The sequence below is a fragment of the Pseudomonas sp. GW460-LB5 genome (assembly GCF_059423245.1).
Genome location: NZ_JBWKXT010000001.1, coordinates 329,182 through 355,395 on the forward strand (window position 1 = coordinate 329,182; position 26,214 = coordinate 355,395).

Genomic DNA, 26,214 nt, shown 5'->3' on the forward strand with positions numbered 1-26,214 from the left:
CCCACAGGTAACCCACCATTTTCAAGGTCGGTGGAATACCTGTGGAAGCTGGCTTGCCGGCGATGAGGCCGGTACAGGGGAATGAGCCCTGCAAGCAGGGCTCGGTAACTTAGTCAGCCAATTTGTAAGCGATGATGTAATCGCCCATTTTGGTGCCCAGCGAGCCATGGCCGCCGGCGGTTACCAGCACATACTGCTTGCCATCCTTGCCGGTGTAGGTCATCGGCGTGGCCTGGCCACCCGCTGGCAGGCGGGCACTCCACAGTTCCTTGCCGTTGTTTACATCATAAGCGCGCAGGTATTGGTCCAGGGTGCCGCTGAGGAAGCCGACGCCACCGGCGGTGACGATCGAACCGCCCATGCTCGGCACGCCAACCGGCAGGCCGATCGGTACCGGGGTGCTGTCACGAGTGGTGCCGTTCTTGTGTTTCCACACCACCTTGTTGGTGAACAGGTCGATGGCGGCGACATAGCCCCAGGCCGGTGCCTGGCACGGTACGCCCAGCGGCGACATGAACGGGTGCATGGTGACCGCGTACGGCGCGCCGGTATTCGGCTGCACGCCGCTGGTCTCGCTTTCGCGCTTGCTGCCTTCGGCCACCTGCTCGCGCGGGACCATCTTCGACACGAAGGCCATGTAGTTGGGCGAGGTGAACAGCAGTTGGCGGACCGGGTCGACGGACACGCTGCCCCAGTTGAATACACCCACGTTGCCCGGGTAGATCAGCGAACCCTGCTCGGAAGGCGGGGTGTACTGGCCTTCGTAGCGCAGTTCGCGGAACTGGATGCGGCACAGCATCTGGTCGAATGGCGTAGCGCCCCACATGGCCTGTTCGGTCAGCTCAGGGCCCAGCAGGTTGAGGTCGGAGCGGGCCTGGGTCGGCGAGGTGTGGTCGCCCTTCACTGCGCCTTGCGGGGTGGGGATTTCGCGAATCGGCACGATCGGCGTACCGTCGCGGCGGTCGAGCACGTACAGGCTGCCTTGCTTGGTCGGCACGATGATCGCGGGTTTCACCCCATCGTCAGTCTTCAGGTGGACCAAGGTCGGCTGGCTGCCCACGTCCATGTCCCACAAGTCGTGGTGGGTAAACTGGTAGTTCCAGCGGGCCTTGCCGGTGGCCAGGTCAAGGGCGACCACGCCGGCGCTGTACTTCTCGGCGCCCGGGGTGCGGTCGGCGCCCCACTGGTCCGGGGTCTGGTTGCCCAACGGCAGGTAGATCATGCCCAGGTCTTCGTCGACGCTGGCGATCGACCACATATTGGCCGAGTTGCGGCTGTACATCTTGCCGGCGGCCAACGGCTTGGTGTCATCCGGGTTGTTGCTGTCCCAGTTCCACACCAGGTGGCCGTCGTGCACGTCGTAGGCGCGGATCACGCCCGACGGCTCGTTGGTCGACTCGTTGTCGGTGACATGGCCACCAATGATCACCAGGTCACGGGTGATAGCGGCAGGCGAGGTGGAGTAGTAGCCGCCGGCAGTGAAGGGACCGATGCCGGTGGTGAGGTCGATCACGCCCTGGTTGGCGAAGCCTTCGCAGACTTTGCCGTTGTCGGCGTTGATGGCAATCAGGCGGGCATCTGCGGTAGGCAGGTACAGGCGGCGTGGGCAGGCCTGGGCTACGGCCTGGCCGGCGTCGGTAATTTTCGGCGCCGGGCTGCCGTCGCGGCTGACATAGCGGTTTTCGTCATAGTACGAAACGCCGCGGCAGGTCATGTGGGCAAAGCCTTTGAAGGTGCCGGTCGGGCTCTTGACCTGCGGGTCGTAACGCCAGATTTCCGCGCCGGTGTCCGGGTCCAGGGCCAGCAAGCGGCTGTGTGCGGTGCAGGCGTAGAGCATGCCGTTGACCTTCAGCGGGGTGTTCTGGTTGGTCAGCTCCACAGGGTCGTTGTCGGTCGGCAGGTCACCGGTGCGAATGCGCCAGGCTTCTTCCAGGCGGTAGGCATTCTGCGGGGTGATCTGGCGCAGCGGTGAATAACGGTCGCCATGCTCGGTGCGGCCGTAAGCCTGCCATTCGCCATCAGGCATGGATGGGGCGGCGCTGGCCATTTCGCTGCTTTCGCGGCCCAGTTCGCCGAACACTTCGCCGGGGTGGGTGAACTGGCTGCCCAGCGCACATGCGCCCGAAGCAACCACCGCAACGCCGAGCAGTGCAGTGTTGGCTTTGCTGGCCGGGCCGATCAACGGACGACGTGCCCACGGCAGCAGCAGCACCACGCCGATGGCAAACCAGATGGCCAGGCGTGGCACCAGTTGCCACCAGTCCAGGCCCACTTCAAGCAGCGCCCATACAGTGCTGCCCAGCAGCACCAGGCCGTACAGGCCCAAGGCAATGCGGCGTTGGGCCAGCAGCAGGATGCCCGAGAGGGCAAAGCCGATACCGGCAATCAGGTAGTACAGCGATCCGCCCAGCTGGCTTAGCTTGATACCACCGGCCAGCAGGGCCAGGCCCATCAGCAACAGCAGCGCGCCGATCAGGCGAGGGAGCCAGCGGCTTCCTTGGTTGGCACCTTCAGTGCTCATCGTAGGTTCTCCGTCAGGTCAAAAAAGGGTGGTTAGAAACTGCTCTGGATCTTCAGGCCACCGATCAGGGCGCCATCGACCTGCGACACCCCGCCCGGGTGGCGGATGTACTGCAGGTTGGGGCGTACGGTGAGCCAGTCGGCCAAGTGGATGCCGTAGTACAGCTCGGCGCTGTACTCGGTGTCCTGCACCGGCAGGAAACCTGGATTGTCATAGTCGTAGAGCCCTGCGGCCTGGTTGGCCAGGCGGGCGTTCTTGCGGTAGGCGGGGTTGACGTGCACGCGGGCCAGGGCGAAACCGATGTCGTCCTTGGCGCGGGCGTCGAAAGGCCCTTTGTATACCAGTCCTGCCTGCACATAGTTGTCGATGGCATTGGTCTTCTTGTCGTGCACCGTGGCGTTGGCGAACAGGCTCAGGCCTCGCGACTGGTCGGATGCCAGCGAGGTTACTTGCTGCTGGGCGCCGAGCCACATGCCGTGCTTGCTCGAACTGCTGCGGTAGGCGGCGCCGCTGAGGGCGGCCGGCTGGCCGTTGCTGTCCTTGAGAACATCCTGTGCCTTGGCATTACTGTAGTAGTAGCCAGCGCGATATTCCCCTTTCAAACCTTGGATACGTGGGGTCCATACCAGTTCGACTGGCATTACCGCGCCTTGGGTGCCGCTGCCGCTGAGCTTGAAGCCGTTGCCAGATTCGAGGTTGGAGGGGTTCTGCTCGAACACGCCCACCTGGGTGTAAAGCGTGTCGCTGAGGTTGTAACGCACGCGCAGGGCCCATTGGCTGACCGGCCAGTTGTACCAGATGCCACCCACCCAGTTGCCTACCTGCGAGCCGCAAAAGGCCAGGTTCTGGAAGTCGCAAGGGAAGCTGTTGAAATCTTCGCCTTCGCCGAAGCGACCGAATTTCACATCCAGCGCACCCTCGAAGTACTTCTGCTTGATCCACATCTGCGTCAGCCGCCAGGTTTCGCCACGGCCCCAGACTTCCTGGGCCGAGGTGAAGCCGCCGACGCGAGGATCGTTGATGCGGTCGTTGCTGATGTTGTCGCCGTGGCGCTCGGTAAGGGTCAGCTGGAACTCGGTGTCATGCCAGCCGAAAATCTTGTCCAGGTCCAGGTGGCTGCCAAAGGTGAACTGGTCGCTGTAGCGAGCGGTACGGTCGTGGTCGAAGCCACCGTGCAGGTTGCTGCCCATCTCGCCGGTGTAGCCGAGGGTGAAGTCGTAGCCTTTTTCCAGCAATTCGCTGCGAGTGCCGCCCCAGTCACCGAGCATCCATGGGGAGTCGCTGGCGAACATTTCGCTGGCGGCGGCGGGTGTCGCCAAGGCGCTGAGGGCAAGGCCGATGTAACAGGTTTTGGGCAGTTGGAGCATGAGATAGCGCTATCTTTTTGATTATTGAAAAAACGGCAAGCGCATCGAAGGGCGTGCCCTTCAATGGATATGGCGACAGGATGGTTTCAGTGAATCGATTCAGCTTCAGGCGGGCAGGATATAGCGGAAGTTGTAAGAAAAAAAGACAAATTGTCGCAGGGGATTGTTGTTCAGCGGGTAACAATAGCCTGAAGAGGGGCGCAAAGCGCCCCAGCGATTTCAGAAGGTGGTACGCAACCCCACTTCGACACTACGCCCCGGCGCCGGCGCGATATCGCGCAGGATCGAGCTGGCATAACGCACGGTCTGGTCGGTCAGGTTTTCGCCGCGCACAAACGCCAACCACTGGCTCTGGCCAACTTCGAAGCGGTAGCCAATGCTTGCACCCAGTGTGGTGTAGCCATCGGTGCTGGTTTCGTTGGCCGGTTTGCGGTGCTGCGACGCGGCATGCTGGACATCGACCCGCGCCTGCCAGCGGTCCAGTTCCCACACCAGGCCGCTGTTCAGGCGCAGCGGGGCGATGCGTGGCAGCGGTTCGCCGCTGTCGAGGTTCTTGGCCCGGGTGTAGTCACCAGACAACTCCAGCGCGAAGCTGCCGTAACGGTTCTCGACCAGTTGCCAGCGGTCCTGGGCCTCGATGCCGTAAAAGCGCGCCCGCACGCCCTGGTACTGGTATTCCGGGAAACCGTCGTGGTCATGGTCATGGTCATGGTCGTGATCGTGGTCGTCCTCGCCATGGTCGTGATCATGCCCGCCCTCGCGCAGGTTGCCGGTGCCGATCAGCCCGATGTAGTTGCGAAAGTGGCTGTAGAACACCCCGACACTGCCTTTGTGGGTGCCATTGTCGAAGCGCAGCGCCAGGTCGGCAGAGATGGCCTTTTCCTTGTTCAGGCTGGCGTCGCCAACTTCAAAAGCGCCGGTGGCCACGTGCGCGCCATTGGCGTACAGCTCGTAGAACGTCGGGGCGCGCTCGGTGTAGCCGAGGTTGGCGGCCAGCGACCAGATCGGGTCGAGCTGGTACACCGCACCTGATGACAGGCTGAAGGCGTTGAAGCTGCTGGCGCTGTCGGCATCGACGAAGTTTTCGTTGCCTTTGGCGTCAGGGTCAACCCGAGTGTGCTCCACGCGTGCGCCCAGGCTCAGGTTCAGCCGCTGTGTGGCCTGCCATTGCTCCAGCATGAACAGCGCGAGGCTGTTGGTATGGGTGTGTGGGACAAAAGCCTCTTCGCCCAGGGCGGAAAATTCGTTGCGGCTGACCTGAGCACCGATCACCCCCTCCACCGGCCCGAGCGGTTGGTGGCGGGCTTCGATACGGGCTTCGTAGCCCTTGTTCTTGAAGGTGGTGTGCACCTCGCCTTCTTCGATCTCGCTGTGTTCGTAGTCGGTATAGCCAGCATCGACCTTGACGGAGCTGAACGGGCCATCCAGGTCACGCAGTTCGGAGGCGAAGGCGTAGTGGTCCTGTTTCATGTCCAGGCGCACACCGGATTCGGCCACCGAGCCGTAATTGCTGTCGTAGCGGCTATAAGACAGGCCGGCGTAACCGTGATCCCAGTGATAGGCGCCACCGACGGCACCGCCATCTTGACGGCCGTCGCTGTTTTCCAGGCGGTGTTTGCTGCCGGGCTCATCGGCGTCACGTACCTTGGCGCTGCGGGCGTAGCCGGGGATGCGCAGGTCGTTGAATTGGCGGCTGTTGGCATCGAGATGCAGGGCGAAGGCACCGTTGCCCGCCTCCAATCTGCCGGCGCTGCTGCGGGTGGTGTCGGCGCCACCGTAGCGCAGCTCGCCGGCACCGTGGATGCCTTCGATCGGTGCGTCCGGGATGCGATTGTCGAAGGTATTGACCACGCCACCGATGGCGTTGCCGCCGTAGAGCAGGGCGGCCGGGCCACGGACGATCTCGACGCGCTCGACGGTAACCGGGTCCAGCGGCACGGCGTGGTCATAGGACAGCGATGAGGCATCCAGGGCGCCGACGCCATTGCGCAGGATGCGGATGCGGTCGCCGTCCAGGCCACGGATCACCGGGCGGCTGGCGCCAGGGCCGAACCAGGTAGAGGCGACCCCGGGCTGCTTGTTCAGGGTTTCACCGAGGCTGCCGTGCTGTTGTTGCAGCAGGTTGTCGCCTTCGAGCACGGTGCTGGGGGCGGTCAGCTGGCGGTTGCCCAGCGGATTGGCGGTAATTACCTGTGGTTCAAGTTCCACGGCCTGGCTGGGCGATGCAGCCAGCCAGAGCGCGACGGCAAGGGGGGAGAGACGAAGCGTTGGGTACAACATGGCGATGGGGCGTTCCTTGGCAGATACTTTTTTAGTGTTACAACATAACATAACTATTTCAGCACAGAGGTTTTACGCCTGGCCAGCAGTTTTTCTGTCGACTTGACGGATCCCGCCCGCCACTACACTCGTGTAAGGTGCGCATCTTTCCAACGGAGCACAGCATGAGCACGGCCCAACACAACGCGCTGCACGGCAAGACCCTTGAACAGATCCTCACCGAGCTGGTGGCGCACTACCAATGGCAGGGCCTGGCCGAACGCATCGATGTGCGTTGCTTCAAGAGCAACCCCAGCATCAAGTCGAGCCTGGCCTTTTTGCGCAAGACACCGTGGGCGCGGGAAAAGGTCGAGCAGTTGTACGTGAAGCTGCAGCGCCAGGCCTGATATGCCGCGTCGCCCCTGGCTGACCAGCATCGCCGTGCTCGGCTGGTTCGGCCTGACCGTGCAGGTATACCTGGTGCTGCTGGCGCGCTGGCAGGAACAGGCCAGCCTGATTGGCGGCCTGATCAACGTGTTCGGCTATTTCACCGTGCTGACCAATACCTTGGTGGCGGCGGTGGTCAGTTATGCGGCGTTCGGTCGTGAAGGCCGAGTCAGGGGTTTTTTCCTGTCGCCGTCGGTGAGTACTGCGGTGGCTGCCAGCATCGTGCTGGTGGCGCTGGCCTACAGCCTGTTGCTGCGTCACTTGTGGCAACCGCAGGGCTGGCAATGGCTGGCGGACGAGTTGCTGCACGACGTGATGCCGGTGCTTTATGCCGTGTACTGGTGGTGGGAGGTGCCCAAGGGCAGCCTGAGGCTTTGGCACTTGGCGGTGTGGGCGATTTACCCGGCGGTGTACTTCGCCTACGCGCTGTGGCGGGGGAGCGAGATTGGCGTGTATGCCTATCCGTTCATCGATGTGGCGAGCCTGGGGTATGGGCAGGTGATGCTCAATGCCCTGGGGGTGCTGGCGGGGTTCTGGGGGATAGGGCTGGTGTTGCTGGGGCTGGATAAGTGGCGCGGGTCGAACAGATTCGCTTAGCGTGCACTGGCCCTATCGCCGGCAAGCCAGCTCCTACAGGTACCCCATAGCCTTCATGGGCTGTGCAATAACGGTGGGAGCCGGCTTGCCGGCGATAGGGCCAGTGCAGGCAACCAAGATCACTCGTCGTCCGCAGTCCCGTCGGCACGCCAGTAGGCCGCTGCCTTCAGCGCATCCTCCGGCACCCCTTTTTCCAGCAATAGCGCCTTGGCCTGGCGGGTCAGGGCTTTTTCCAGCGCCACCCAGCCGTACAACCGACCTTGCGGCAAGGTCAGCTTCTTCAACAGTTCCAGCAAATCTTCTTGCTGGCGACGCACCCAGATGACTTCGACTTGTGACTTGCTCGGCAGCGGCTGGCGCTCCTGCTCGTCTTCGATCTGGATCACCGCCAGCACCTGACGGCCAGCCGGCAGTTCGTCCAACCGCCGACCAATCGCCGGAATGGCGGTTTCGTCACCGATCAGCAGGTAGCTGTCGAAAATATCCGGCACCACCATTGATGCTCGTGGCCCAGCGATGTCCAGGGTTTGCCCAGGCGCGGCCTGGGCGGCCCAGGTGGAGGCGGGGCCATCACCGTGCAGTACGAAGTCGATGTCCAGTTCATTGGCCACCAGGTCGATGCGCCGTGGCGTGTACTCGCGCATGGTCGGCCGTGCGCCACCGTCCCGGCCCATATTACGGGCCTCGATGGCCTGCTGTTGCTCCGGCGTTTCGGCGAACAGCAGCTTGATATGGTCATCACTGCCCACGCTGGTGAAACCCTGCAGTTCGGCACCGCCGAGGGTGATGCGGCGCATGCGTGGGGTCAGTTCGGTGACCCGCAGTACCTGCAAACGGCGTTGGCGGATCTGGTGGTTGACGCGGTGGATGGTGTCACTCATGGGAAGCCTCCCTGACAGGTTCGGCCGGCCCGGAGGCGATGGCCTTGGCGGTATGGTTGAGCAAGTCGCGGACCCGTTGGATCTCTTCCGGTGTCCAGCGGCCGCTGTGCATGTGCAGTGCGTGGCGCAGGTTGCCGACTGCTTCATGGATTTCTGGCGGGCGGTCGTGGCCGCGCAGGGCGCGTTTGCTGACCTCGATGCGCATGCGCACGCCGTCCAGGGCGACAGCCTGCTCGGCCAGGGCGCTGCGCCCGGCGTCGGTGATGGCATAGAGGCGTTTGCTGCCTTGCACCTGGCCACTGATCAACTCGGCCTCTTCTAGAAAATTCAGCGTGGGGTAGATCACCCCGGGGCTAGGGCTGTAGCTGCCGTCGAACAGGTTTTCGATCTGGCGGATAAGGTCGTAACCGTGGCCGGGCTGGTCTGCGAGCAGGTCCAGCATCAGCAGCTTGAGGTCACCGGGGGCGAAGACGCGTGGGCCGCGCTCGCCGCGGCCGGGGCGCCGCTCGAAGGGATCATGGGGGGTGTGTTCGCGCATGGGGACAGGGCTCCGTCGTTTGCGATATATCGTAAGATATTACTCAAGATATATCTAAAGACAAGCCTCTGGATGCTGATGATTATCATCTAGTCATTCGATACGTTCCCTGCCGCAGTCGGTGTGTTCACGGCCACCTGCGGCGGTTTGCACTCATTCGGATTGCCCGGCTGCAGGTACGGCATGAGAATCGGGGCCATGCCTTTGAGAACCTGCACCGGCAGCGCCGAGGTGAATTTGAATGCCTCTGCCGAGCGCCCCGGCACGAAGGCGGTGAGGGTGCCGAAGTGGTTGTCGCCAAGGAAGAACACAAAGGTGGCTGTACGGTTCAGCGAGCGCGAGCCAATCAGCCGGCCACCGGCGCCGAAGCTTTCAATGCGGTTGTCACCGGTACCGGTCTTGCCCCCCATCACCAGTGGTGTACCGTCCTGCAGCTTGAAACTGCCGGAAATACGCCGCGCCGTGCCTGCATCCACCACCTGCGACATGGCGCCTTTCAGTGCGCGCGCCACTTCCACGGGCAGAATCCGCACGCCCCGGTCCGGGTCGGTGATCAACTTGGTCTCATAAGGTGTATTGGCTGCAAAGTGCAGGGTGTCGATGCGCAGGGTAGGCAGGCGTATGCCGTCGTTCTGGATGATGCCGACCAGTTCGGACAGGGCGGCAGGACGGTCGCCCGAACTGCCGATCGCGGTGGCCAGCGAGGGCACGAGGTGGTCGAATGGATAGCCAACGCGCTTCCAGCGCTGGTGGATGTCGAGGAAGGCTTCGATCTCCACCATGGTGCGGATGCGGCTATCGCGGGCCCCTTGGTAGCGGCTCTTGAACAGCCAGCTGTACACCTCTTGGCGCTCGAAACGGCTGGCGTTGACCATTTCGGTCAAGGTCGAGCTCGGGTTCTTCAGCAGGTAGCCGAGCAGCCAAAGGTCCAGCGGGTGGACCTTGGCAATGTAGCCCTGGTCGGGCAGGTCGTATTTACCGGGGCCATAGGCATCGTACATCTCTGACAGGCGGCCGTCGGTCAACTTGCCCAAGGCAGCCTTGTCGCCCTTGAGGTGGGCACGTACGAAGGCATTGAAGGTTTCCTGCCCTGCTTCAGGGAACAGGTAGCGGTGCACCGCTGCCAGCCGCTGTGGGGTCACGCGCATGCTGTCCAGGAAGGTGTCCAGGCGCTGCTGCGAGGTTTTGCGCTGGTATTTCTTCCAGAAGCGCATCAGGTAGTTGGTGCCTTCCTTGTCGGCGAAGCGGGCCAGGTATTCCTGGCGGCGAGGGTCGGCGTCGTCCTTGAGCAGCGGCACGCGGTTGTACGGCTGCTGGTAGGTCACGTAGCGCACCAGGTCGCGCATCAGGCGGATGAACGGCAGGTTGATCGATTCGCGTAGGGCATCCTTGAGTGTCGGGTTGCGGCTGTTGTCTTCCTTGCGGAAGTTGTTGAACACGTGCATGCCGCCGCCTGTGAAAAAGGCTTCACCGGTATTGGCGGAGTATTTGCGCTCCAGCGCGGCGTCGAGCATGGCGTCCAGGCTCTGGTTCTTGCTGTTCTGCGCCAGCCATTCCAGCGACCACTGGGTAATGCGGTCGAGTTCGGCGACTTCGACCTTCTTCAACTCGGCAGCGGGCTTGCCGGCGTACTTGTCGTGCAGTTCGGCGATGATCTCCAGGTATGTGGTCAGAACCCGCAACTTGGCGGTGGAGCCCAGCTCCAGCTTGCTGCCTTCGTTGATGTCGAAGGGCTGGTTGGTGCTGTCGGTCTGCACCCGTACTCGCGAGCCGTCGGCCGTGCGCTCAAACAAGGTGAAGCTGTAGCTCACCTGGTCGGTGGTCTTGGTGGTGAGCAGGCGCTCGCCGATCAGCCCCATCTGCGCGGCAAACTCGGGGTCGGCAAGGTTTTTCAGGTACTGGCTGACCTGCAGTTGCAGGTCGGCCTGCAGGGTACTGGTGGCCGACACATCGAGGCGGTCGAGATCATACAGCGGGCGGTTGAGCATGGCTGCCAGCCGGTTACGCGCCAGGCTGATGCCCTTGTTGGTGACGATCGGCACGATGGTTGGCTGCGCTACCCAGTCTCGATAGACCGCTTTGCTGGCCAGTGCGGCTTCGGCCAGTGGCTGCTCTATCACATTGTTTGCGGCGAGCACGCGGATGTGCGAATCGGTGAGTTCGGCCAGCTCGACCCGGCCCTTGGACAGGTAGTGGGACGGGCGGCGCTGGGCAATCATCAGCGACAGCACCTGGCGCAGGGCAAGGCCGCGTGTGGCCATGCTTTCGGCGTCAGTGGCGGTGGAATTCAGCGCCAGGTTGACCTGGTCGAAGTCGGCGCCGTACCACACCCGCAAGCCTTCGGCCATGCCGTGTACTTCGCCGTGCCCGGGCACGGCCGACAGCGGCACACTGTTGAGGTAGTCGCGCACGATGCGCTGGCGTGCTTCGGTGGTATCCGGGCCGCCCCGGTAGGCGCGCACGCTGGCAGAAATCATCTGTCGGATTTTCTCGGCACCCGACACGGTCAGGCCGTCCGGTGAGTGGCGGTACTTTTCCAGTTGCGTGGCCAACGTGCTGCCGCCCGCAGACTGACCAGGCAAAGCCAGGTACTTGGCCACCTGGCTGTAGGCGGCTTTGGCAAAGCGTGGCCAGTCCACGGCGGGGTTGTTGCGCGGGTCCTGGGTATCGAGCAGGTCGCGGTTCTCGATGAACAACAGGCTGTTGACCATCACCGGCGGGATTGCGGCAAAGTTCGGGTACAGGTGCTGTGGATAGTTGTACTGGTACAGCGTGTCGCCGCGGCAGTCAGTGATCGACAGGCCGGCCTGGATTTTCTCGATATAGGGCGCGAACAGCCCATGATCGACGTAGTTCATCAGCGCAGGGGAGAACCTCACCTGCTCAGTGATCAGGTAGTCGCGCTTGAGCAGGCGTGGCAGGAATTCGCCCAGGGCGCTGTAGCCCAGTCGTTTGTCGAACGGCCCTTCACCGGGGTAGATAATGGCGTCACTAGGGCCAGGCTCCAGCGAGTAGGTGAGCGTAGCGGCCAGTTTGCTGAACTCGCGCGATTGCAGTTCGGAGGTGCGGAATTCGTCATACGCAGCGAAGCCGATGGCTACCAGCGCCACCAGCAGGATGAGGATGATCAGCCGCCACCAAAGCCGACGCTGACGGGGGGGCTTCGGTTGGGGCGTCTCGGCCGGAGGTATCTCGAGTGCTTCCGTTCTGCTTGGTTCCGATTGCCACAGTGCGCCCATAGTCTTCAATCCGGCCAGGTGTTTTCGTCTTGCTTGTCTGAAGCTTAGACGTTGAGCGGGTGAGGTGAAAAATTTGTAGGAGGTGGAGAAAAGCGGGGTAGGGCTATGCGGCTTTGGTGTGGGTTTTTTGACCCCGAGATGTTGCTATGGTGCCGGGGCAGTTTTCCGGGCCGCTGCACGGGCGAGAAAACTTGCTGATTATTCCTGTATATACAGCGAAAAACCCTGCAACGGTCTTCCTATACTGCTCGGCCCCTTCGCCCTGCCGGGCGCTCTACCCCGGCACACGGGCCGGCCCACGAAGCCAGCCTGGCAAGCAGACGCCACGCCTATCGGCCTGGCCGGTGCTGCACGAAGGTCAAATCCAATAACAAAATGAGGTTGTATTGCTATGCCAGTCGGCAACCACTCTGCCCATGGCCAGGCCAATGAAGGCGGCCCGCTCAAGCGTGAACTGGGCGAACGGCACATCCGCCTGATGGCGCTGGGCGCCTGTATCGGCGTCGGTCTTTTCCTCGGTTCGGCCAAAGCCATCGAAATGGCCGGCCCTGCCATCATGCTGTCCTACATCATCGGTGGCTTGGCCATCCTGGTGATCATGCGCGCCCTTGGCGAAATGGCCGTGCATAACCCGGTCGCCGGGTCGTTCAGCCGCTATGCCCAAGACTACCTCGGCCCGCTGGCGGGCTTCCTCACCGGGTGGAACTACTGGTTCCTCTGGTTGGTGACCTGTGTCGCCGAAATTACTGCAGTAGCCATCTACATGGGTATCTGGTTCCCCGACGTGCCCCGCTGGATCTGGGCCCTGGCAGCCTTGGGTAGCATGGGCGCCGTTAACCTGGTAGCGGTGAAGGCCTTTGGTGAATTCGAGTTCTGGTTCGCCCTGATCAAGATTGTCACCATCATCGCCATGGTCCTTGGCGGCATCGGTGTCATTGCCTTCGGCTTCGGCAATGACGGTGTGGCTGTAGGTGTCTCCAACCTGTGGAGCAACGGCGGCTTCATGCCGAATGGCGTGACCGGCGTGCTGATGTCGCTGCAGATGGTGATGTTCGCCTACCTGGGTGTGGAAATGATCGGTTTGACCGCCGGCGAAGCACGCAACCCGCAAAAGACCATCCCACAGGCCATTGGCTCGGTGTTCTGGCGCATCCTGCTGTTCTACGTCGGTGCGTTGTTCGTGATCCTGTCGATCTACCCGTGGAACGAAATTGGCAGCCAGGGTAGCCCGTTCGTCATGACCTTCGAGCGCCTCGGCATCAAGACCGCCGCCGGCATCATCAACTTCGTGGTCATCACCGCGGCACTGTCGTCGTGCAACGGCGGGATTTTCAGCACCGGGCGCATGCTCTACAGCCTGGCACAAAACGGCCAGGCCCCTGCCGCCTTTGCCCGTACCTCGAAGAATGGCGTACCGCGCAATGCACTGCTGCTGTCGATCGGCGCGCTACTGCTGGGCGTGCTGGCCAACTACCTGGTGCCGGAAAAAGTGTTTGTCTGGGTAACGTCGATTGCCACCTTCGGTGCAATCTGGACCTGGGTGATGATCCTGCTGGCGCAGCTCAAGTTCCGTGCCGGTCTTTCCACTGCTGAGCGCAAGGCACTGAAGTACCGCATGTGGCTGTGGCCGCTGAGCTCCTACCTGGCGCTGGGTTTCCTGGTGCTGGTGGTTGGCTTGATGGCGTACTTCGAGGATACCCGTGTGGCCCTGTACATTGGCCCGGCGTTCCTGGTGCTGCTGACCGTGCTGTACTACGCGTTCCGTCTGGCGCCGAAAGACGTACAAGGTGTGGCCAGTACTGCTTCCTGATCTGAAACCTCTGGGGCCGCTTTGCGGCCCATCGCGGCGCAAGGCCGCTCCTACAGGAGATCGCGTATTTCTGCAGGAGCGGCCTTGTGTCGCGATCTGGCTGCGCAGCAGCCCCAGGGCTCTATCAGGCAGCCACTTCGCTGTGCGGCTCAAAGCTGTCGGCCCGGGCCAGTTGCCACATGCGTGAATAGAACTGCCCGTTCACCTCGCCGGTCAGCAACTCGCCCGGTTTCAAGAACACATGCATCTGCGAGAACAGCTTGATCTCGGTGGCCGAGACGCGCCGCACCAGGTGCTTGGCTTCCAGCTGCGCCGGGTGGTCCAGGCCCGCCGCCGCGAGCATTTCGGCCAGGGCACGCAAGGTGTTGTGGTGGAAGTTCAGCACCCGTTGGGCCTTGTCTGGCACCACCAGAGCGCGCTGGCGCAGTGGGTCTTGCGTGGCCACGCCGGTGGGGCACTTGTTGGTGTGGCAGCTCTGCGACTGGATGCAGCCAATGGCGAACATGAAGCCACGCGCCGAGTTGGCCCAGTCAGCACCAATGGCCAGCACGCTGGCGATGTCGAAGGCGCTGACGATCTTGCCGCTGGCCCCGAGCTTGATCTTGTCACGCAGGTTCAGGCCAACCAGCGTGTTGTGCACGAACAGCAGGCCTTCGCGCAGCGGCACACCGATATGGTCGGTGAACTCTACCGGTGCGGCGCCGGTGCCGCCTTCCTTGCCATCGACGACGATGAAGTCGGGCAGGATGCCGGTTTCCAGCATGGCCTTGGCGATGCCCATGAACTCCCACGGGTGGCCCAGGCAGAACTTGAAGCCGACTGGTTTGCCGCCGGACAGCTCACGCAGCTGGGCAATGAACTGCATCATCTCGATCGGCGTGGAGAAAGCGCTGTGGCGCGACGGCGAGATGCAGTCTTCGCCCATCAGCACGCCTCGGGTCTCGGCAATCTCTTGGGTTACCTTGTGTTTGGGCAGGATGCCGCCGTGGCCGGGCTTGGCGCCCTGGCTCATCTTGATTTCGATCATGCGCACCTGCGGGCTGCGCGCCTGGGCGGCGAAGCGTTCGGGGTCGAAACGCCCGTCCGGCGTGCGGCAACCGAAGTAGCCGCTGCCCAGTTCCCAGACCAGGTCGCCGCCATGCTCGCGGTGATAAGGGCTGATACTGCCTTCGCCGGTGTCATGGTGGAAGTTGCCCAGCTTGGCGCCCTGGTTGAGGGCGCGGATGGCATTGGCGCTGAGCGAGCCGAAGCTCATGGCCGAAATGTTGAAGATCGAGGCCGAGTACGGCTGGCTGCACTGCGGCCCGCCGACGATGACGCGGAAGCTGCTTGGGTCGGCCAGCGGCGCCGGGCGCATGGAGTGGCCGATGAACTCGAAACCAGACTCGTATACGTCTATCAGGGTGCCGAACGGTTTGTCCGAGGCTTCGTTCTTGGCCCGGGCGTACACCAACGAGCGCTGAGCGCGGGAGAATGGCAGGGCGTCGCTGTCGGACTCCAGCAAGTACTGGCGGATTTCCGGGCGAATGGCCTCGACCAGATAGCGGATGTTGCCCAGGATCGGGTAGTTGCGGCGTACGGCATGGCGTTGCTGCAGCAGGTCGAACAAGCCGATCAGGCTGAGGATGCCTGTGGTCAGGGTGAACGGCCACAACCATTCGTGGTGGGTGAAGGGCAAGCTCGCCAGGGTGAACAGCACACAGGCTGCGAAGAAGGCATAGCGACTGAGGAGTGACAGGCTCATACAGGGTCCTTGCGATGGCGCGGTCAGGCTCAGGGCCTGGGGGCAAACCCCGACCATAGCCAAGTTGCAGGGCCCTGCAAATTAAAATCGGGGTAGCGAAAATCATTCTCGCCAAGTTATGTACTGGCTGTACCGGCCCTATCGCCGGCAAGCCAGCTCCTACAGGTCATCACCAGCTTCGAGCGAAGTGACATCTTTGTGGGAGCTGGCTTGCCGGCGATAGGGCCGGTACAGCCGCTAACGCTCAGTGCTTGTCACGCAGCAGTTTCTGCCGCCAGATTTCCTGCTCTTGTGCGGGCGCCTCGACCAGATACGAGTAACGCCCGGCCACCCGTACCGCCACCGGTACCCCGTCGCGATACAACAAGCGGTTACCACTCACCGCTGGCACTTTCGCCCCGGGCAGCAACGAGCCGGTCAGGTTCAGCGGGTCATTGCCACTCACTACCAGCAACGTCCCGTCCGGGTCGCGGCGGCGCACCTGCCGCAGCAACCCCACCGCCTCCGGCAAGGCGAACTGTTCACCCGCCAGCCCGGCAATGAAGCGCCCACCACGGATCTCGCCACGCGCCTCCAGCCGGTGATAGCAGCGCAGCAGTTCACGCCAGGGCGGCAGTACATCACTCTCGCGCTCCAGCAGCCGCCAGCAGATCACGCCATAGCGGCGCAGCAGGGTGCGGGCGATGTACTCCAGGCGCTGGTCTTGATCCGGTGGCGTAGCGCTGCGGCGCAGCAGTGCCCAGCGCCCGGCATGCGCCATGCTGCTGGAAAGCGGCGGGTGGCCACGGCGGCTGTTACGCGAGCTGCGCTTGGCTGCAGGGGTGATCAGGCTGCGTAAGCCGGTGAAACTGTCCGCACCGACCAGGCCCGAACCCACCAGCTCCTGCAGCGCAGTTTCCAGTTCGCTGGGCAGCAGACGTGCCTCATGCGCCAGTTCATCGAAGAACAGCGCTCCCTCGGTTTTAAGCGCTTCGTGCACACGTTGCGCACGCAGGCCAAGGGCATCCACCGTTGGGGCGGGCGCCAGGCTGCGCCATGTGTTCAGCTGGTCGCGCGGCAGCAGCACCAGTGGGGTACTTGATAGGGTGCTGCTCGCCAAAGTTGCCGCCAGCCGGCTCCAGGCAAACTGGCCGCTGCGGCAGGCATCGTCGAGCCAGTGGGGGCTGTAGTCCTTGATGCGCGAAGGCAGCAGTTCCGCCTCCCACGCCCCGGCGGCGCTGGGAAACCCCTGCAACTGGCCCAGCACTTCGGCCAGCGCCTGCGGACCACGCAAGCGCTCGTCAGGTGCCAAGTGCTGCCAGTCGAACAGAAAGCGCATGAAGTCCTGGAGGCTGACCGGTTCGATCTCCCGGCGCAGGCGTTTCACGGTGTAGCGATGAATGCGCGCCAGCAAATGGCGTTCGCACCACTGCAGGTCGGTTGCACCAGGGCTGAAATGCCCGCGCAGCACATAGCCTTCAGCTTCCAGGCGGGCCAGTGCCTGCTCGACGGCTGGCAACGGCTTGCCAAGCGGTGCGGCTATCTGTGGCGCGGTGCTGGGGCCATGGCCACTCAGACGGGCACGTAACAGTTCAGTCAGGGCAAGGTCCGGCTCGGGGGGCTGATCGAACCCAGGCAGCATCTGCAAGGCAGGTTCCAGCACAGCGTCCGGATACACGCTCTGCAGCAGGCCCAGTCGCTCACGCGCCAACCACAGCTTTTCGTCCGCCAGGCGCAAGGCCCGACCATTTTTGGCCAGTTGCCTGAGCAACAGGTCCCAGCTGGCATTGCCCTGCACTTCAGCTTGGCTGATGGCGCCCAGGCCCATCAGCGCTTCGTGCATTTCGTCTGCATTGCCTGGCTGTGGCCAGGCTTCTGCCGCGACGGCGGCGATGGCATCAGCGTCCAGCGCGCCCAGGTCGTCGCCACTGTGCACTTCGCTCCAGCGTCGGTTGAGTACTGCCTGGGTGCGCCGTTCTTCCAGCGGGGCATCGTCCAGAAAAGCGTACGGCCTGGCATTGAGAATGGCAGAGGCCAGTGGCGAAGGCGCGGGCAGGTCGCGGCACAACAGACGTACCGCCCCGCTTTCCATGCGTCGCAACAGGGCCAGCCAACCTTCGCTGTCCATCGCCTCATGCAGGCAGTCGTCCAGGGTTTGTTCGACCAGCGGGTGATCGGGTATCTGCCGCTCGCCGGCAATGTTTTCCAGGCAGGCGATCTGGTCTGGGAACACGGCGGCCACCAAGTCTTCGCTCTTCATGCGCTGGATCTGTGGCGCGACCTTGCGCCCGCCCACGAAGCGCGGGAGGGCCATTGCAACGCCGGCGTTCCAGCGCCAGCGTACGCCAAACAGCGGCGCATCCAGCACCGCCTGGACGAGGATCTGCTCGGCACTGCGGCTATTGAGGTAACGCCACACCTCGTCCAGCGCGAAACTGTGGCTGGTCGACAGCGACAGCACGATGGCATCTTCGCTGGCGGCAGCCTGCAGCTCGAAATTGAAGGTGCGGCAGAAGCGTTTGCGCAGGGCCAGGCCCCACGCGCGGTTGATGCGGCTGCCGTAGGGCGAATGGATGATCAGCTGGGTCCCGCCGGACTCATCGAAAAAGCGCTCCATCACCAGCGTGTCCTGCGAGGGCAGGGCGCCAAGCACCTCGCGGGTGCGGGCCAGGTAGTCGAGCAACTGGCTGGCGCTGTCTTCGTCCAGTTCGAAGGTAGCCTGCAACCATGCCAGTACCTCGACCATGTCGCCGTCAGCCTGGGCCAGTTGCTGGTCGACCCGTGCCTGCAGCCGCGCCACGGCGGCAGACAGCTCGTTGCTGCGCCCGGGCGCTTCACCCAGCCAGAACGGAATGGTCGGCGGCAGGCCATGGGCATCTTCCACCCGTACGCGGCCCGCCTCGACGCGCAGAATGCGATAGGAGGCGTTGCCCAGCTGGAAGATATCGCCGGCAATGCTCTCCACGGCAAAGTCTTCATTGACGCTGCCAATGTTCAGCGCCTGTGGTTCCAGCAGTACGGTGTAGTCGGCGTTGTCAGGGATGGTGCCGCCGCTGGTCAACGCCGTCAGTTGGCTGCCGCGACGGCCGCGCAAGGTGCCGCTGACCGCATCGCGGTGCAAATAGGCGCTGCGGATACCCTGGCGGCCGTTGTAGCCCTCGGCGAGCATGCTGAGCAGCGCCTGGTAGTGGCGCTGGTCGAGCTCGGTGTAGGGCGTGGCCTGGCGCAAGCAGTCGAACAGGGCTTGTTCGTGCCAGTCCTTGTTACTGGCTTCGGCCACGATCTGCTGGGCCAGCACGTCCAGCGGTGCCCGGGGTATGTGCAGCTCGTCCAGTTCGCCTTGGCGCACGCAGTCCAGCAGGGCCACGCATTCGATCAGGTCATCGCGTGAGGTGGCGAACAGGCGCCCCTTGGGCACGCCGTCCACTTGGTGGCCGGCGCGGCCAACCCGTTGCAGGAAGGCGGCAATCGAACCTGGCGAGGCGATCTGGCACACCAGGTCGATATCGCCGATATCAATGCCCAGCTCCAGCGAAGCGGTGGCGACCAGCACCTGCAAATGGCCGCGCTTGAGCCGCTGCTCTGCACCCAGGCGCAGCTCCTTGGACAGGCTGCCATGGTGCGCGGCGACCGCCTCCTTGCCCAGCCGGTCGCTGAGGTGACGGGTGATGCGCTCGGCAAGGCGCCGGGTGTTGACGAATACGAGCGTGGTGCGGTGTTCGCGGGCGAGGGTGGCCAAGCGGTCGTAGACCAGGCCCCAGACATCGTTGGCCATTACCGCGCCAAGTGGCACCGGCGGCACTTCGATGGCCAGATCGCGTTCGCGCGCATGGCCTACATCGACGATGGCGCAGGGGCGCCCGCTACCGACCAGAAACTGTGCCACCCGCTCGACCGGGCGTTGCGTGGCGGACAGGCCGATACGCCGCAGTGGCCGTTTGCACAAGGCTTGCAGGCGTTCGAGGGTCAGCGCCAGGTGGGCGCCACGCTTGTTGCCGGCCAATGCGTGAATTTCGTCGACGATTACCGTGTGCACGTTGGCCAGGCCTTCACGGCCCGAAGCCGAGCCCATCAACACGTACAGCGATTCGGGGGTTGTCACCAGAATGTGCGGGGCCAGCTTGCGCATGGCAGCACGTTCCTTTTGTGGCGTGTCGCCCGTGCGCACGGCTGTGGTGATGTGTGGGGCGTTCAGGCCCTGGTCTGTGAGGGCCAGGCTGATGCCTTCGAGCGGGGCCTGGAGGTTCAGGCGAATATCATTCGACAGGGCCTTCAGCGGTGAAACGTAGATCACCTGGGTTTGCGCGGGCAGCTCACCTTGGTGCTCCAGGCCTTCACGGAACAGCTCGTCGAGCACCGCCAGGAAAGCACTGAGGGTTTTGCCCGAACCGGTCGGCGCGGCCAGTAACATCGACTGGCCCGCATGGATCAGCGGCCAGGCCTGTGCCTGGGCTTCAGTGACCGTGGCGAAATGGCGACGGAACCAGGTGCGCACGGCAGGGTGGAACAGCGCGAGCACCGGGTGGTGTTTGGCGGGCAGGTTCATGTGTTGGTTATGGAGTGTACGCGGCGGGTTGGCAAGGGGCCGTTCGTCGCGGATGCTATGTTGCCTGCGCTGGCCCTATCGCCGGCCAGCGCAGGCGATACCTTCTTTGATTTCTTGAGTGAGCTGATCCATGCCGAACATAATCCGCATCGCCGCCGCCCTGCTGATCGACCCTCAGGGCCGAACCCTGCTGGTGCGCAAGCGCGGCACCGGGGCTTTCATGCAGCCAGGCGGCAAGATCGATGCCGGTGAAACGCCGGTGCAGGCACTGGTGCGCGAGTTGAACGAGGAGCTGGGCTTGCACATCGACCCGGCCCAGGCCGTGCACCTGGGCCAGTTCAGTGCCCCAGCCGCCAACGAGCCTGGCTTCGAAGTGCAGGCCGAGTTGTTTCGTGTCGACAGCGCCGCAGCCGTGGTCCCGGCTGCGGAGATCGAAGAGGTTGTCTGGCTGGCCGCTGACCAGGCGCCCGTCATGCCACTGGCGCCGCTGACCCGCGACCTGATCCTGCCGCTGTACCGCCAGGCGCTCAACGCACCGCGCTGACCCCATCGAGGGTGGCGAACGAGGTGTCTTTGGCGGTCAGCAAAAAGTCGCGCATGTAAGGCGCATCGAGCATGTCGGTGCGCACGGCCGCATAAAGGGTGGCGAACAGGCCTTTCTCACCCAGGCGTTTGCCCTTCACATAGCCGCGCGAGCTGTACTCGTGCAGTGCCCAGTGCGGCATGCCGCATACCCCGCGGCCGCTGGCTACCAGCTGCATCATCATTACCGTCAGCTCCGAGGTGCGTACGGCGGCCGGCTCGATGTCGGCCGGCTCCAGGAAGCGGGTGAAGATGTCCAGGCGGTCGCGCTCCACCGGGTAGGTGATCAGCGTCTGGTCGAGCAGATCTTGCGGCACCATGTAAGGCTTGCTGGCCAGCGGGTGCTGGTTGGCCACCGCCAGCATTGCCTCATAGGTGAACAGTGGCACATACGTGATGCCTGCCAGGTCCACCGGGTCGGAGGTCACCACCAGGTCCAGGTCGCCGCGGGCCAGGGCCGGCAATGGGGCGAAGGCAAAGCCGGAGGCCAGGTCCAGCTCCACCTCCGGCCAGGCGTCGCGGAACTGGTCGATGGTTGGCATCAGCCACTGGAAGCAGCTATGGCATTCGATGGCCATGTGCAGGCGCCCGGCAGTGCCGCCGGCCAGGCGCGCGATGTCGCGCTCGGCGCTGCGCAGCAGCGGCAGGGTGGCATCGGCCAGTTGCAGCAGGCGAAGCCCGGCACTGGTGAAGCGGATCGGCTTGGTCTTGCGCACGAACAGGGGCAGGCCCAGGCGTTCTTCCAGTTCCTTGAACTGGTGCGACAGCGCCGACTGGGTCAGGTGCAGGCGCTCGGCGGCCTCCACCAGGCTGTCGGCTTCGCGCAGGGCATGAAGGGTTTTCAGGTGGCGGATCTCCAGCACTGCTGACTCCGGGGTTGAAATTTAAAGAAACAGGGGGTGAGTTGAGTTTCCCTCATGTTGGCACGGCTGTCGACTGGGCATTTGGATGCACCGCCTGGCGGGAGTCATGAAACTGTCACCGAACTGTGGCAGCGCGATCGAACAGAATTCATCAGACTCGCGCTCTACTGGGGATCTGCATTCTGGTGTTTCTTTCATGCGGGCTTTTTGGCTTTTTCTTTTCTTCATGTTCAGCGTACCGGCGAGTTTCGCCGAACAGCATTGTGACGCCCATGTGCCGGTGCAGCGTGCCGAGCTGGGCGCCGTCAGCCTGGTGTACCAGAGCGTCGGGGCGCAGCGTGACCCGGCCTTGCTGCTGGTGATGGGCCTGGGCGGGCAGCTGATTCATTGGCCGGACGATGTGGTCGAGGCCCTGTGCCGCCAAGGCTTTCGGGTGATCCGCTATGACAACCGCGATGTCGGCCTGTCACGCTGGAACCAGGTGCCACCGTCGGCCAACCTGACGGTCGAGCTGTTGCGTTACAAGCTGGGCCTGCCGGTGGCGGCGCCCTATACGCTGACGGATATGGCCGATGACGGCTTGCGCCTGATGGACGCATTGGGTGTACGCCAGTTTCATGTCTTGGGCGTGAGCATGGGCGGCATGATCGCCCAGCATCTGGCAGCCATGGCCCCCGAGCGCGTGCGCAGCCTGACATTGGTCATGTCCAGTTCAGGGGCAGCGGGGCTGCCTGCGCCGGCCCCGGCGCTGGTGCAACTGCTGGCCCGGCGTAGCGCGCCGAACCGCGAAGTGGCCATCGAGCAGCAGGCCGACCTGCTGGCGGCTTTAGGCAGCCCCGAGGTGCGGGACGACCGCGCGGTATTGCTGCGCCAGGCGGCGGTCGCCTATGACCGGGCGTTCAATCCGGACGGGGCCAAGCGCCAGATCATGGCGATACTGGCCGAGCCCAGCCGCGTCGAGCTTTTGAACCAGCTTCGTGTGCCGACGCTGGTGGTGCATGGCACGGCCGACCCGTTGTTGCCGGTGATGCACGGCGTGCACCTGGCGGCGCATATCCAGGGCAGCCAGTTGCGCCTGATACCTGGGTTGGCGCACCGCTTTCAGGAGCCGTTCAAGGCGCCGCTGCTGGGGGCGGTATTGCCTTATTTGCAGGCGCACAGGCAAGAGGTCACGCACATCGCCGGGCTCTGACTCCGCGAAGCAGTCAGCGCGCATTTTGATCAGTGCATCCGCACCCACAAGGTCACCAGCACGGTCGCGGCCATCAGCCACGCTACCGTGGCCAGGGCCATCGACGTCTCCAGGCGCAGGCGGTCGACCAGCACATACAGGGTTGCCAGGTACACGAAATAGGGAATGATCGACCACATGCCGAACAGGATGGTGGCCTTCAAGTCGGCAATGCCGCGCCCCTTGCCAACGATGTAGTGGGCAATCAGGGCAAAGGTGGGAAACAGCGGCACCAGCCCTGCGATGTAGTAGTTGCGCGTTTTCGACAGCACCGCCAGCAGCAGCACCACGCCAGCACCGAGCGCAGCTTTGAATACCAGGTCCACGTTTTCTTTCCAGGTTGGGTTGAGGTCAGCCGAGGCCGTACTTTTTCACTTTGTCGAACAGCGTGGTCTTGGCCATGCCCAGCTCCTGGCTGGCCTGGCTCAGGTTGCCGCCCGTGCGTTGCAGTGCATCGCTGAGCAGGTTGCGCTCGAACGCTTCCACTGCCTCGGCAAAGCCCAGGCCCTGGCTGGCGCCGCCGCTGGGGCCCTTTTTGAACGCCGGCAGGCCCAGGGCATAGCGTTCGGCCACGTTGCGCAACTCGCGCACGTTGCCCGGCCAGTCGTGGGCCATCAGGCGTGACAGGATCTGGCTGTCCAGCATCGGTGCTTCACGGTCGAAGCGCAGGGCTGACTGCTGGAGGAAGTGTTCGAACAACTGCGTGATGTCTTCACGGCGCTCGCGCAGGGGAGGCAGCTCCAGGGTTACCACGTTCAGCCGGTAGTACAGGTCGCTGCGGAACTGGCCGCTCTGGCCCATGCTATCGAGGTCGGCCTTGGTCGCTGCAATCACCCGGCAGTCCACCGGGATGCTCTGGTTCGAGCCCAGCCGCTCCAGCGTGCGTTCCTGCAGTACGCGCAGCAGCTTGATCTGCAGGTTGATCGGCATGCTTTCCACTTCATCGAGGAACAGCGTGCCTCCGTTGGCGTGTTCGATCTTGCCGATACGGCGTTTGCCGGCGCCAGTGAAGGCGTTGGCCTCGTGGCCGAAAATCTCGCTCTCGAACAGGTTTTCCGGCAGGCCGCCACAGTTCAGCGCTACAAAGGGCTGGCCCTGGCGCCGGCTGAAATCGTGCAGGCAGCGGGCGACCAGCTCCTTGCCGGTACCGGTCTCGCCTTCGATCAGCACGTTGGCCGAGGTATCGGCGACGTTGGCGATCAGTTCGCGCAAGTGTTCCATGGCCGGCGAACGACCAATGATGCGTCCCTCCAGGCTGCTCTGCTCGGCCAGTTGACGGCGCAGGGCCACCACCTCGCGTGACAGCCCGCGATGTTCGAGGGCGCGGCGCACCACGTCGACCAGGCGTTCGGGGGAGAACGGTTTTTCCATGAAGTCGTAGGCGCCATTGCGCATGGCACCGACCGCCATGTCGATGTCACCGTGACCGGTAATCAACACCACCGGCAGGCTGCGGTCACGGGCCTTCAGGCGGTTGAGCAGTTCCAGGCCATCGATGCCCGGCAGGCGGATATCGCTGACGACGATGCCGGCGAAATCGTCGCCGATGCGTTCCAGCGCTTGCTCGGCGCTGCCCACGCCCTCGCAGGCGATGTCCTCCAGGGCCAGTGCCTGCTGGCAGCCGAGCAGCACATGCGGGTCGTCTTCAACGATCAGGACGGTAAGTGGCGCTTGGTTCATGGTTGCTCTGCCGGTTCGCTAGGAGGGGTGACCAGGGGCAGGGCCAGGACGAAGGCCGTGCCGCCAGTGGCGGGGTGCTCGACATTGAGGCTGCCCTTGGCGGCGGCGGCAAGGCTCGCCGACAGGGTCAGACCCAGGCCCAGGCCATGTTCGCCCGGTTTGGTGGTGAAGAAAGGTTCGAACAGGTGCTTGCGCGCCTCAGCGTCGATGCCGTGGCCATTGTCGCGCACCTGCAAGCGGTACTTGTCACCCTGCAGCTCGCCTTCCAGCCACAGCTCGGGCAACGGTTGTGCGGCCATGGCATCGAGGGCGTTGCCGATCAGGTTGACCAGAATCTGCTCCAGGCGGGTCTGGTCGATGGCCAGTTGCTGGTCCTCGAACTGGTGGTGCAACTGCAAATGGCAGGCGCTGATGCGGTTGGCCAACACCTGCAAGGTGGCCTCTACCGCCTTGGCCAGTGAGGCCTGGCCGCTGTCGTCACTGCGCCGGGCGAACGAGCGCAGGCTGGCGGTGATGCGCCCCATGCGGTCGATCAGGTCGTTCATGGTACGCAGGTTGGTACTGGCCGTTTCCAGCGCCCCGCGTTCGAGGAAGCGCACGGTGTTGCCAGACAACGTGCGCAGCGCGGCCAGCGGCTGGTTCAGTTCATGGGCAATGCTGGTGGACATCTGCCCGATGGCGGCCAGCTTGCCAGCCTGCACCAGCTCATCCTGGGCGTGGCGCAGGGTCTGCTCGGCATGCCTGCGCTCGCGAATCTGGCCTTTCAGGCGTTCGTTGCTGGCGCGCAGGTCTGCCGTGCGTTCGGCAATGCGTCGCTCCAGCTGGTTGTTGGCTGCCTCAAGTGCTTCGCGGGCCGCCAGGCGGGTGGCAATGACCTTGCGCCGCTCGTTCCAGGCGATGCCGAGTATGGCCAGCAAGGCAAAGGCTACGCCCACCAGGACGCCCTGCACCATGGATTCGCGGCGCAGGTCCTGCAGCGGGGTCAGCAGGGTGAAGTGCCAGGGTGTATCGGCCAGGCGCCGGGTCTGGGCCAGGTAGGCCACTTCGTGCTGCTTGCCGTGCGCGGTTTCACTGTTGGCCGGAAAGGTCAGCTTTTCCACGCCATCGGCCAGGGTTTCCCGGGCCAGTGGCTGCAGTTCGTTGAGCGGCCACCAGTAGTATTGCAGGCTGCGCGCCAGGCGCTCCTTGATTTGCGGGGTCAGCGGGCGCACCGACTTCAGGCGTCGGGCCGGGTCACTGGAGAGGATGATGATGCCGTTCTCGTCGCTGACGAATGCCTCCAGGCGGGCACGCTGCCAGCGCTCCTCGAGCGTATCCAGACGCACCTTGATCACCGCCACGCCAATGATCTTGCCGTGTTCTTCAAGCCCATGGGCCAGGTAATAGCCGGCTTCGCCCGTGGTACTGCCGATGCCGTAGAAACGCCCGGGTTCGCCGCGCACAGCCGTCTGAAAGTAGGCGCGGAACGACAGGTCTTCACCGAGAAACGAGTCGGCGTCGCGCCAGTTGCTGGTGGCCTGTACCCGGCCATTGGTGTCGAGGACGAAGATGGCGCGGCTGCGGCTGCGCCGATTTAGCCCCTCAAGGTATTCATTGACCGTTTGGCGCGAGCCGCCGTCCGGCTCGGTGAGCAGGTGTGAAACGCTGTCTTCCAGCTCGAGCAGGCTGGGCAGGTAGGTATATTTGCTGATTTCGCTTTCGACCGTACGCGCGTGCAGCTCCAGCTGGCGCTCGCCGTTTTCGCTGAGGGTGCGGATGCCGTTGCTCTCGCTGATCAGGTAGCCAGCCATTCCCAGGCCGACCATCAGCAGAATGATCAGTGGCGGTAACAGCAATTGTCGGATCAGGCGGGAATTCACGGCAGGCTTGGCAGGGAGCAGTAGCGAGGGGTCGCATTTCATCACAGTGGCCTTGTCACGACCAGCATCCG

The 26,214-nt window shown here is 63.7% G+C and carries 17 protein-coding genes; 5 read left to right on the forward strand and 12 right to left on the reverse strand.

The genetic code is table 11. From position 1 onward, the window contains the following. Nucleotides 1–109: 109 nt before the first annotated feature. The 3 genes from AC07XM_RS01550 to AC07XM_RS01560 form a co-directional block, all read right to left on the reverse strand. Nucleotides 110–2,521 carry a glucose/quinate/shikimate family membrane-bound PQQ-dependent dehydrogenase gene (locus AC07XM_RS01550; RefSeq protein WP_023047124.1) on the reverse strand — a complete coding sequence of 804 codons (2,412 nt, stop codon included), beginning with the start codon at nt 2,519–2,521 and terminating at the stop codon, nt 110–112. Between the two features lie 32 nt (nt 2,522–2,553). Next, entirely contained in the window at nt 2,554–3,888 is a 1,335-nt protein-coding gene (locus tag AC07XM_RS01555; RefSeq protein ID WP_023047125.1) for a carbohydrate porin, read from the reverse strand. Nucleotides 3,889–4,107: 219 nt separating this feature from the next. Next, the gene (locus AC07XM_RS01560) at nt 4,108–6,168 is read right to left on the reverse strand and encodes a TonB-dependent receptor (RefSeq protein ID WP_102690313.1); all 2,061 of its coding nucleotides are present in this window, start codon (nt 6,166–6,168) and stop codon (nt 4,108–4,110) included. 164 nt (nt 6,169–6,332) lie between these two features. Here AC07XM_RS01560 and AC07XM_RS01565 point away from each other — a divergent pair, with 164 nt between their 5' ends. Beyond that, nucleotides 6,333–6,554 carry a VF530 family protein gene (locus AC07XM_RS01565; RefSeq protein WP_016488810.1) on the forward strand — a complete coding sequence of 74 codons (222 nt, stop codon included), beginning with the start codon at nt 6,333–6,335 and terminating at the stop codon, nt 6,552–6,554. A gap of 1 nt (nt 6,555) precedes the next feature. Beyond that, a complete protein-coding gene (locus AC07XM_RS01570; RefSeq protein ID WP_102688906.1) occupies nt 6,556–7,191 on the forward strand; it encodes a Pr6Pr family membrane protein in 636 nt (211 codons plus the stop codon). Between the two features lie 119 nt (nt 7,192–7,310). On the opposite strand, the gene AC07XM_RS01575 is transcribed toward AC07XM_RS01570, so the two are convergent. The 3 genes from AC07XM_RS01575 to AC07XM_RS01585 all read right to left on the reverse strand — a co-directional run bounded on the left by AC07XM_RS01575 (nt 7,311) and on the right by AC07XM_RS01585 (nt 11,849). Beyond that, the gene (locus AC07XM_RS01575; RefSeq protein WP_102688905.1) at nt 7,311–8,072 is read right to left on the reverse strand and encodes a siderophore-interacting protein; all 762 of its coding nucleotides are present in this window, start codon (nt 8,070–8,072) and stop codon (nt 7,311–7,313) included. After that, entirely contained in the window at nt 8,065–8,610 is a 546-nt protein-coding gene (locus AC07XM_RS01580) for a PadR family transcriptional regulator (protein ID WP_016488807.1), read from the reverse strand. Before AC07XM_RS01580 ends, AC07XM_RS01575 begins: the two co-directional genes overlap by 8 nt. An 89-nt stretch (nt 8,611–8,699) precedes the next feature. After that, nucleotides 8,700–11,849, reverse strand: a complete 3,150-nt coding sequence (locus AC07XM_RS01585) for a transglycosylase domain-containing protein (protein WP_102688904.1) — start codon at nt 11,847–11,849, stop codon at nt 8,700–8,702. Between the two features lie 391 nt (nt 11,850–12,240). Between AC07XM_RS01585 and AC07XM_RS01590 the strand changes: the two genes are divergently transcribed. Further along, nucleotides 12,241–13,659 carry an amino acid permease gene (locus AC07XM_RS01590; protein WP_016488805.1) on the forward strand — a complete coding sequence of 473 codons (1,419 nt, stop codon included), beginning with the start codon at nt 12,241–12,243 and terminating at the stop codon, nt 13,657–13,659. 124 nt (nt 13,660–13,783) lie between these two features. On the opposite strand, the gene AC07XM_RS01595 is transcribed toward AC07XM_RS01590, so the two are convergent. Together AC07XM_RS01595 and AC07XM_RS01600 are read right to left on the reverse strand one after the other, a co-directional pair. Then, nucleotides 13,784–15,403, reverse strand: a complete 1,620-nt coding sequence (locus tag AC07XM_RS01595) for an FMN-binding glutamate synthase family protein (RefSeq protein WP_016488804.1) — start codon at nt 15,401–15,403, stop codon at nt 13,784–13,786. A 244-nt stretch (nt 15,404–15,647) separates the two neighbouring features. Continuing rightward, nucleotides 15,648–19,928: a DEAD/DEAH box helicase gene (locus tag AC07XM_RS01600; RefSeq protein ID WP_102688903.1), complete on the reverse strand. Its 4,281-nt coding sequence runs from the start codon at nt 19,926–19,928 to the stop codon at nt 15,648–15,650. Between the two features lie 130 nt (nt 19,929–20,058). Here AC07XM_RS01600 and AC07XM_RS01605 point away from each other — a divergent pair, with 130 nt between their 5' ends. Beyond that, nucleotides 20,059–20,472 (forward strand): NUDIX hydrolase, encoded by a 414-nt coding sequence (locus tag AC07XM_RS01605; RefSeq protein ID WP_023047129.1) that lies wholly within the window; start codon nt 20,059–20,061, stop codon nt 20,470–20,472. On the opposite strand, the gene metR is transcribed toward AC07XM_RS01605, so the two are convergent. Then, nucleotides 20,456–21,373 carry a transcriptional regulator MetR gene (metR, locus tag AC07XM_RS01610; RefSeq protein ID WP_102688902.1) on the reverse strand — a complete coding sequence of 306 codons (918 nt, stop codon included), beginning with the start codon at nt 21,371–21,373 and terminating at the stop codon, nt 20,456–20,458. The two genes, AC07XM_RS01605 and metR, sit on opposite strands and share 17 nt — an antisense overlap. A gap of 196 nt (nt 21,374–21,569) precedes the next feature. Here metR and AC07XM_RS01615 point away from each other — a divergent pair, with 196 nt between their 5' ends. Then, the gene (locus tag AC07XM_RS01615) at nt 21,570–22,565 is read left to right on the forward strand and encodes an alpha/beta fold hydrolase (protein ID WP_016488800.1); all 996 of its coding nucleotides are present in this window, start codon (nt 21,570–21,572) and stop codon (nt 22,563–22,565) included. A gap of 29 nt (nt 22,566–22,594) precedes the next feature. On the opposite strand, the gene AC07XM_RS01620 is transcribed toward AC07XM_RS01615, so the two are convergent. From AC07XM_RS01620 to aauS, 3 genes are read right to left on the reverse strand one after another with little or no spacing between them, the layout of a single operon-like run. After that, a complete protein-coding gene (locus AC07XM_RS01620; protein ID WP_102688901.1) occupies nt 22,595–22,930 on the reverse strand; it encodes a GlpM family protein in 336 nt (111 codons plus the stop codon). Nucleotides 22,931–22,955: 25 nt separating this feature from the next. Beyond that, the gene (gene aauR, locus AC07XM_RS01625; RefSeq protein WP_016488798.1) at nt 22,956–24,284 is read right to left on the reverse strand and encodes a two-component response regulator AauR; all 1,329 of its coding nucleotides are present in this window, start codon (nt 24,282–24,284) and stop codon (nt 22,956–22,958) included. After that, nucleotides 24,281–26,185: a two-component sensor histidine kinase AauS gene (gene aauS / locus AC07XM_RS01630; protein ID WP_016488797.1), complete on the reverse strand. Its 1,905-nt coding sequence runs from the start codon at nt 26,183–26,185 to the stop codon at nt 24,281–24,283. Before aauS ends, aauR begins: the two co-directional genes overlap by 4 nt. Between the last annotated feature and the right edge of the window lie 29 nt (nt 26,186–26,214).

What these genes read in the sequence shown, in the direction of transcription:
- AC07XM_RS01550 (WP_023047124.1), bottom strand. Translation starts at nt 2,521, where the DNA reads ATGAGCACTGAAGGTGCCAACCAAGGAAGCCGCTGGCTCCCTCGCCTG.
- AC07XM_RS01555 (WP_023047125.1), bottom strand. Translation starts at nt 3,888, where the DNA reads ATGCTCCAACTGCCCAAAACCTGTTACATCGGCCTTGCCCTCAGCGCC.
- AC07XM_RS01560 (WP_102690313.1), bottom strand. Translation starts at nt 6,168, where the DNA reads ATGTTGTACCCAACGCTTCGTCTCTCCCCCCTTGCCGTCGCGCTCTGG.
- AC07XM_RS01565 (WP_016488810.1), top strand. Translation starts at nt 6,333, where the DNA reads ATGAGCACGGCCCAACACAACGCGCTGCACGGCAAGACCCTTGAACAG.
- AC07XM_RS01570 (WP_102688906.1), top strand. Translation starts at nt 6,556, where the DNA reads ATGCCGCGTCGCCCCTGGCTGACCAGCATCGCCGTGCTCGGCTGGTTC.
- AC07XM_RS01575 (WP_102688905.1), bottom strand. Translation starts at nt 8,072, where the DNA reads ATGAGTGACACCATCCACCGCGTCAACCACCAGATCCGCCAACGCCGT.
- AC07XM_RS01580 (WP_016488807.1), bottom strand. Translation starts at nt 8,610, where the DNA reads ATGCGCGAACACACCCCCCATGATCCCTTCGAGCGGCGCCCCGGCCGC.
- AC07XM_RS01585 (WP_102688904.1), bottom strand. Translation starts at nt 11,849, where the DNA reads ATGGGCGCACTGTGGCAATCGGAACCAAGCAGAACGGAAGCACTCGAG.
- AC07XM_RS01590 (WP_016488805.1), top strand. Translation starts at nt 12,241, where the DNA reads ATGCCAGTCGGCAACCACTCTGCCCATGGCCAGGCCAATGAAGGCGGC.
- AC07XM_RS01595 (WP_016488804.1), bottom strand. Translation starts at nt 15,403, where the DNA reads ATGAGCCTGTCACTCCTCAGTCGCTATGCCTTCTTCGCAGCCTGTGTG.
- AC07XM_RS01600 (WP_102688903.1), bottom strand. Translation starts at nt 19,928, where the DNA reads ATGAACCTGCCCGCCAAACACCACCCGGTGCTCGCGCTGTTCCACCCT.
- AC07XM_RS01605 (WP_023047129.1), top strand. Translation starts at nt 20,059, where the DNA reads ATGCCGAACATAATCCGCATCGCCGCCGCCCTGCTGATCGACCCTCAG.
- AC07XM_RS01615 (WP_016488800.1), top strand. Translation starts at nt 21,570, where the DNA reads ATGCGGGCTTTTTGGCTTTTTCTTTTCTTCATGTTCAGCGTACCGGCG.
- aauR (WP_016488798.1), bottom strand. Translation starts at nt 24,284, where the DNA reads ATGAACCAAGCGCCACTTACCGTCCTGATCGTTGAAGACGACCCGCAT.
- aauS (WP_016488797.1), bottom strand. Translation starts at nt 26,185, where the DNA reads ATGAAATGCGACCCCTCGCTACTGCTCCCTGCCAAGCCTGCCGTGAAT.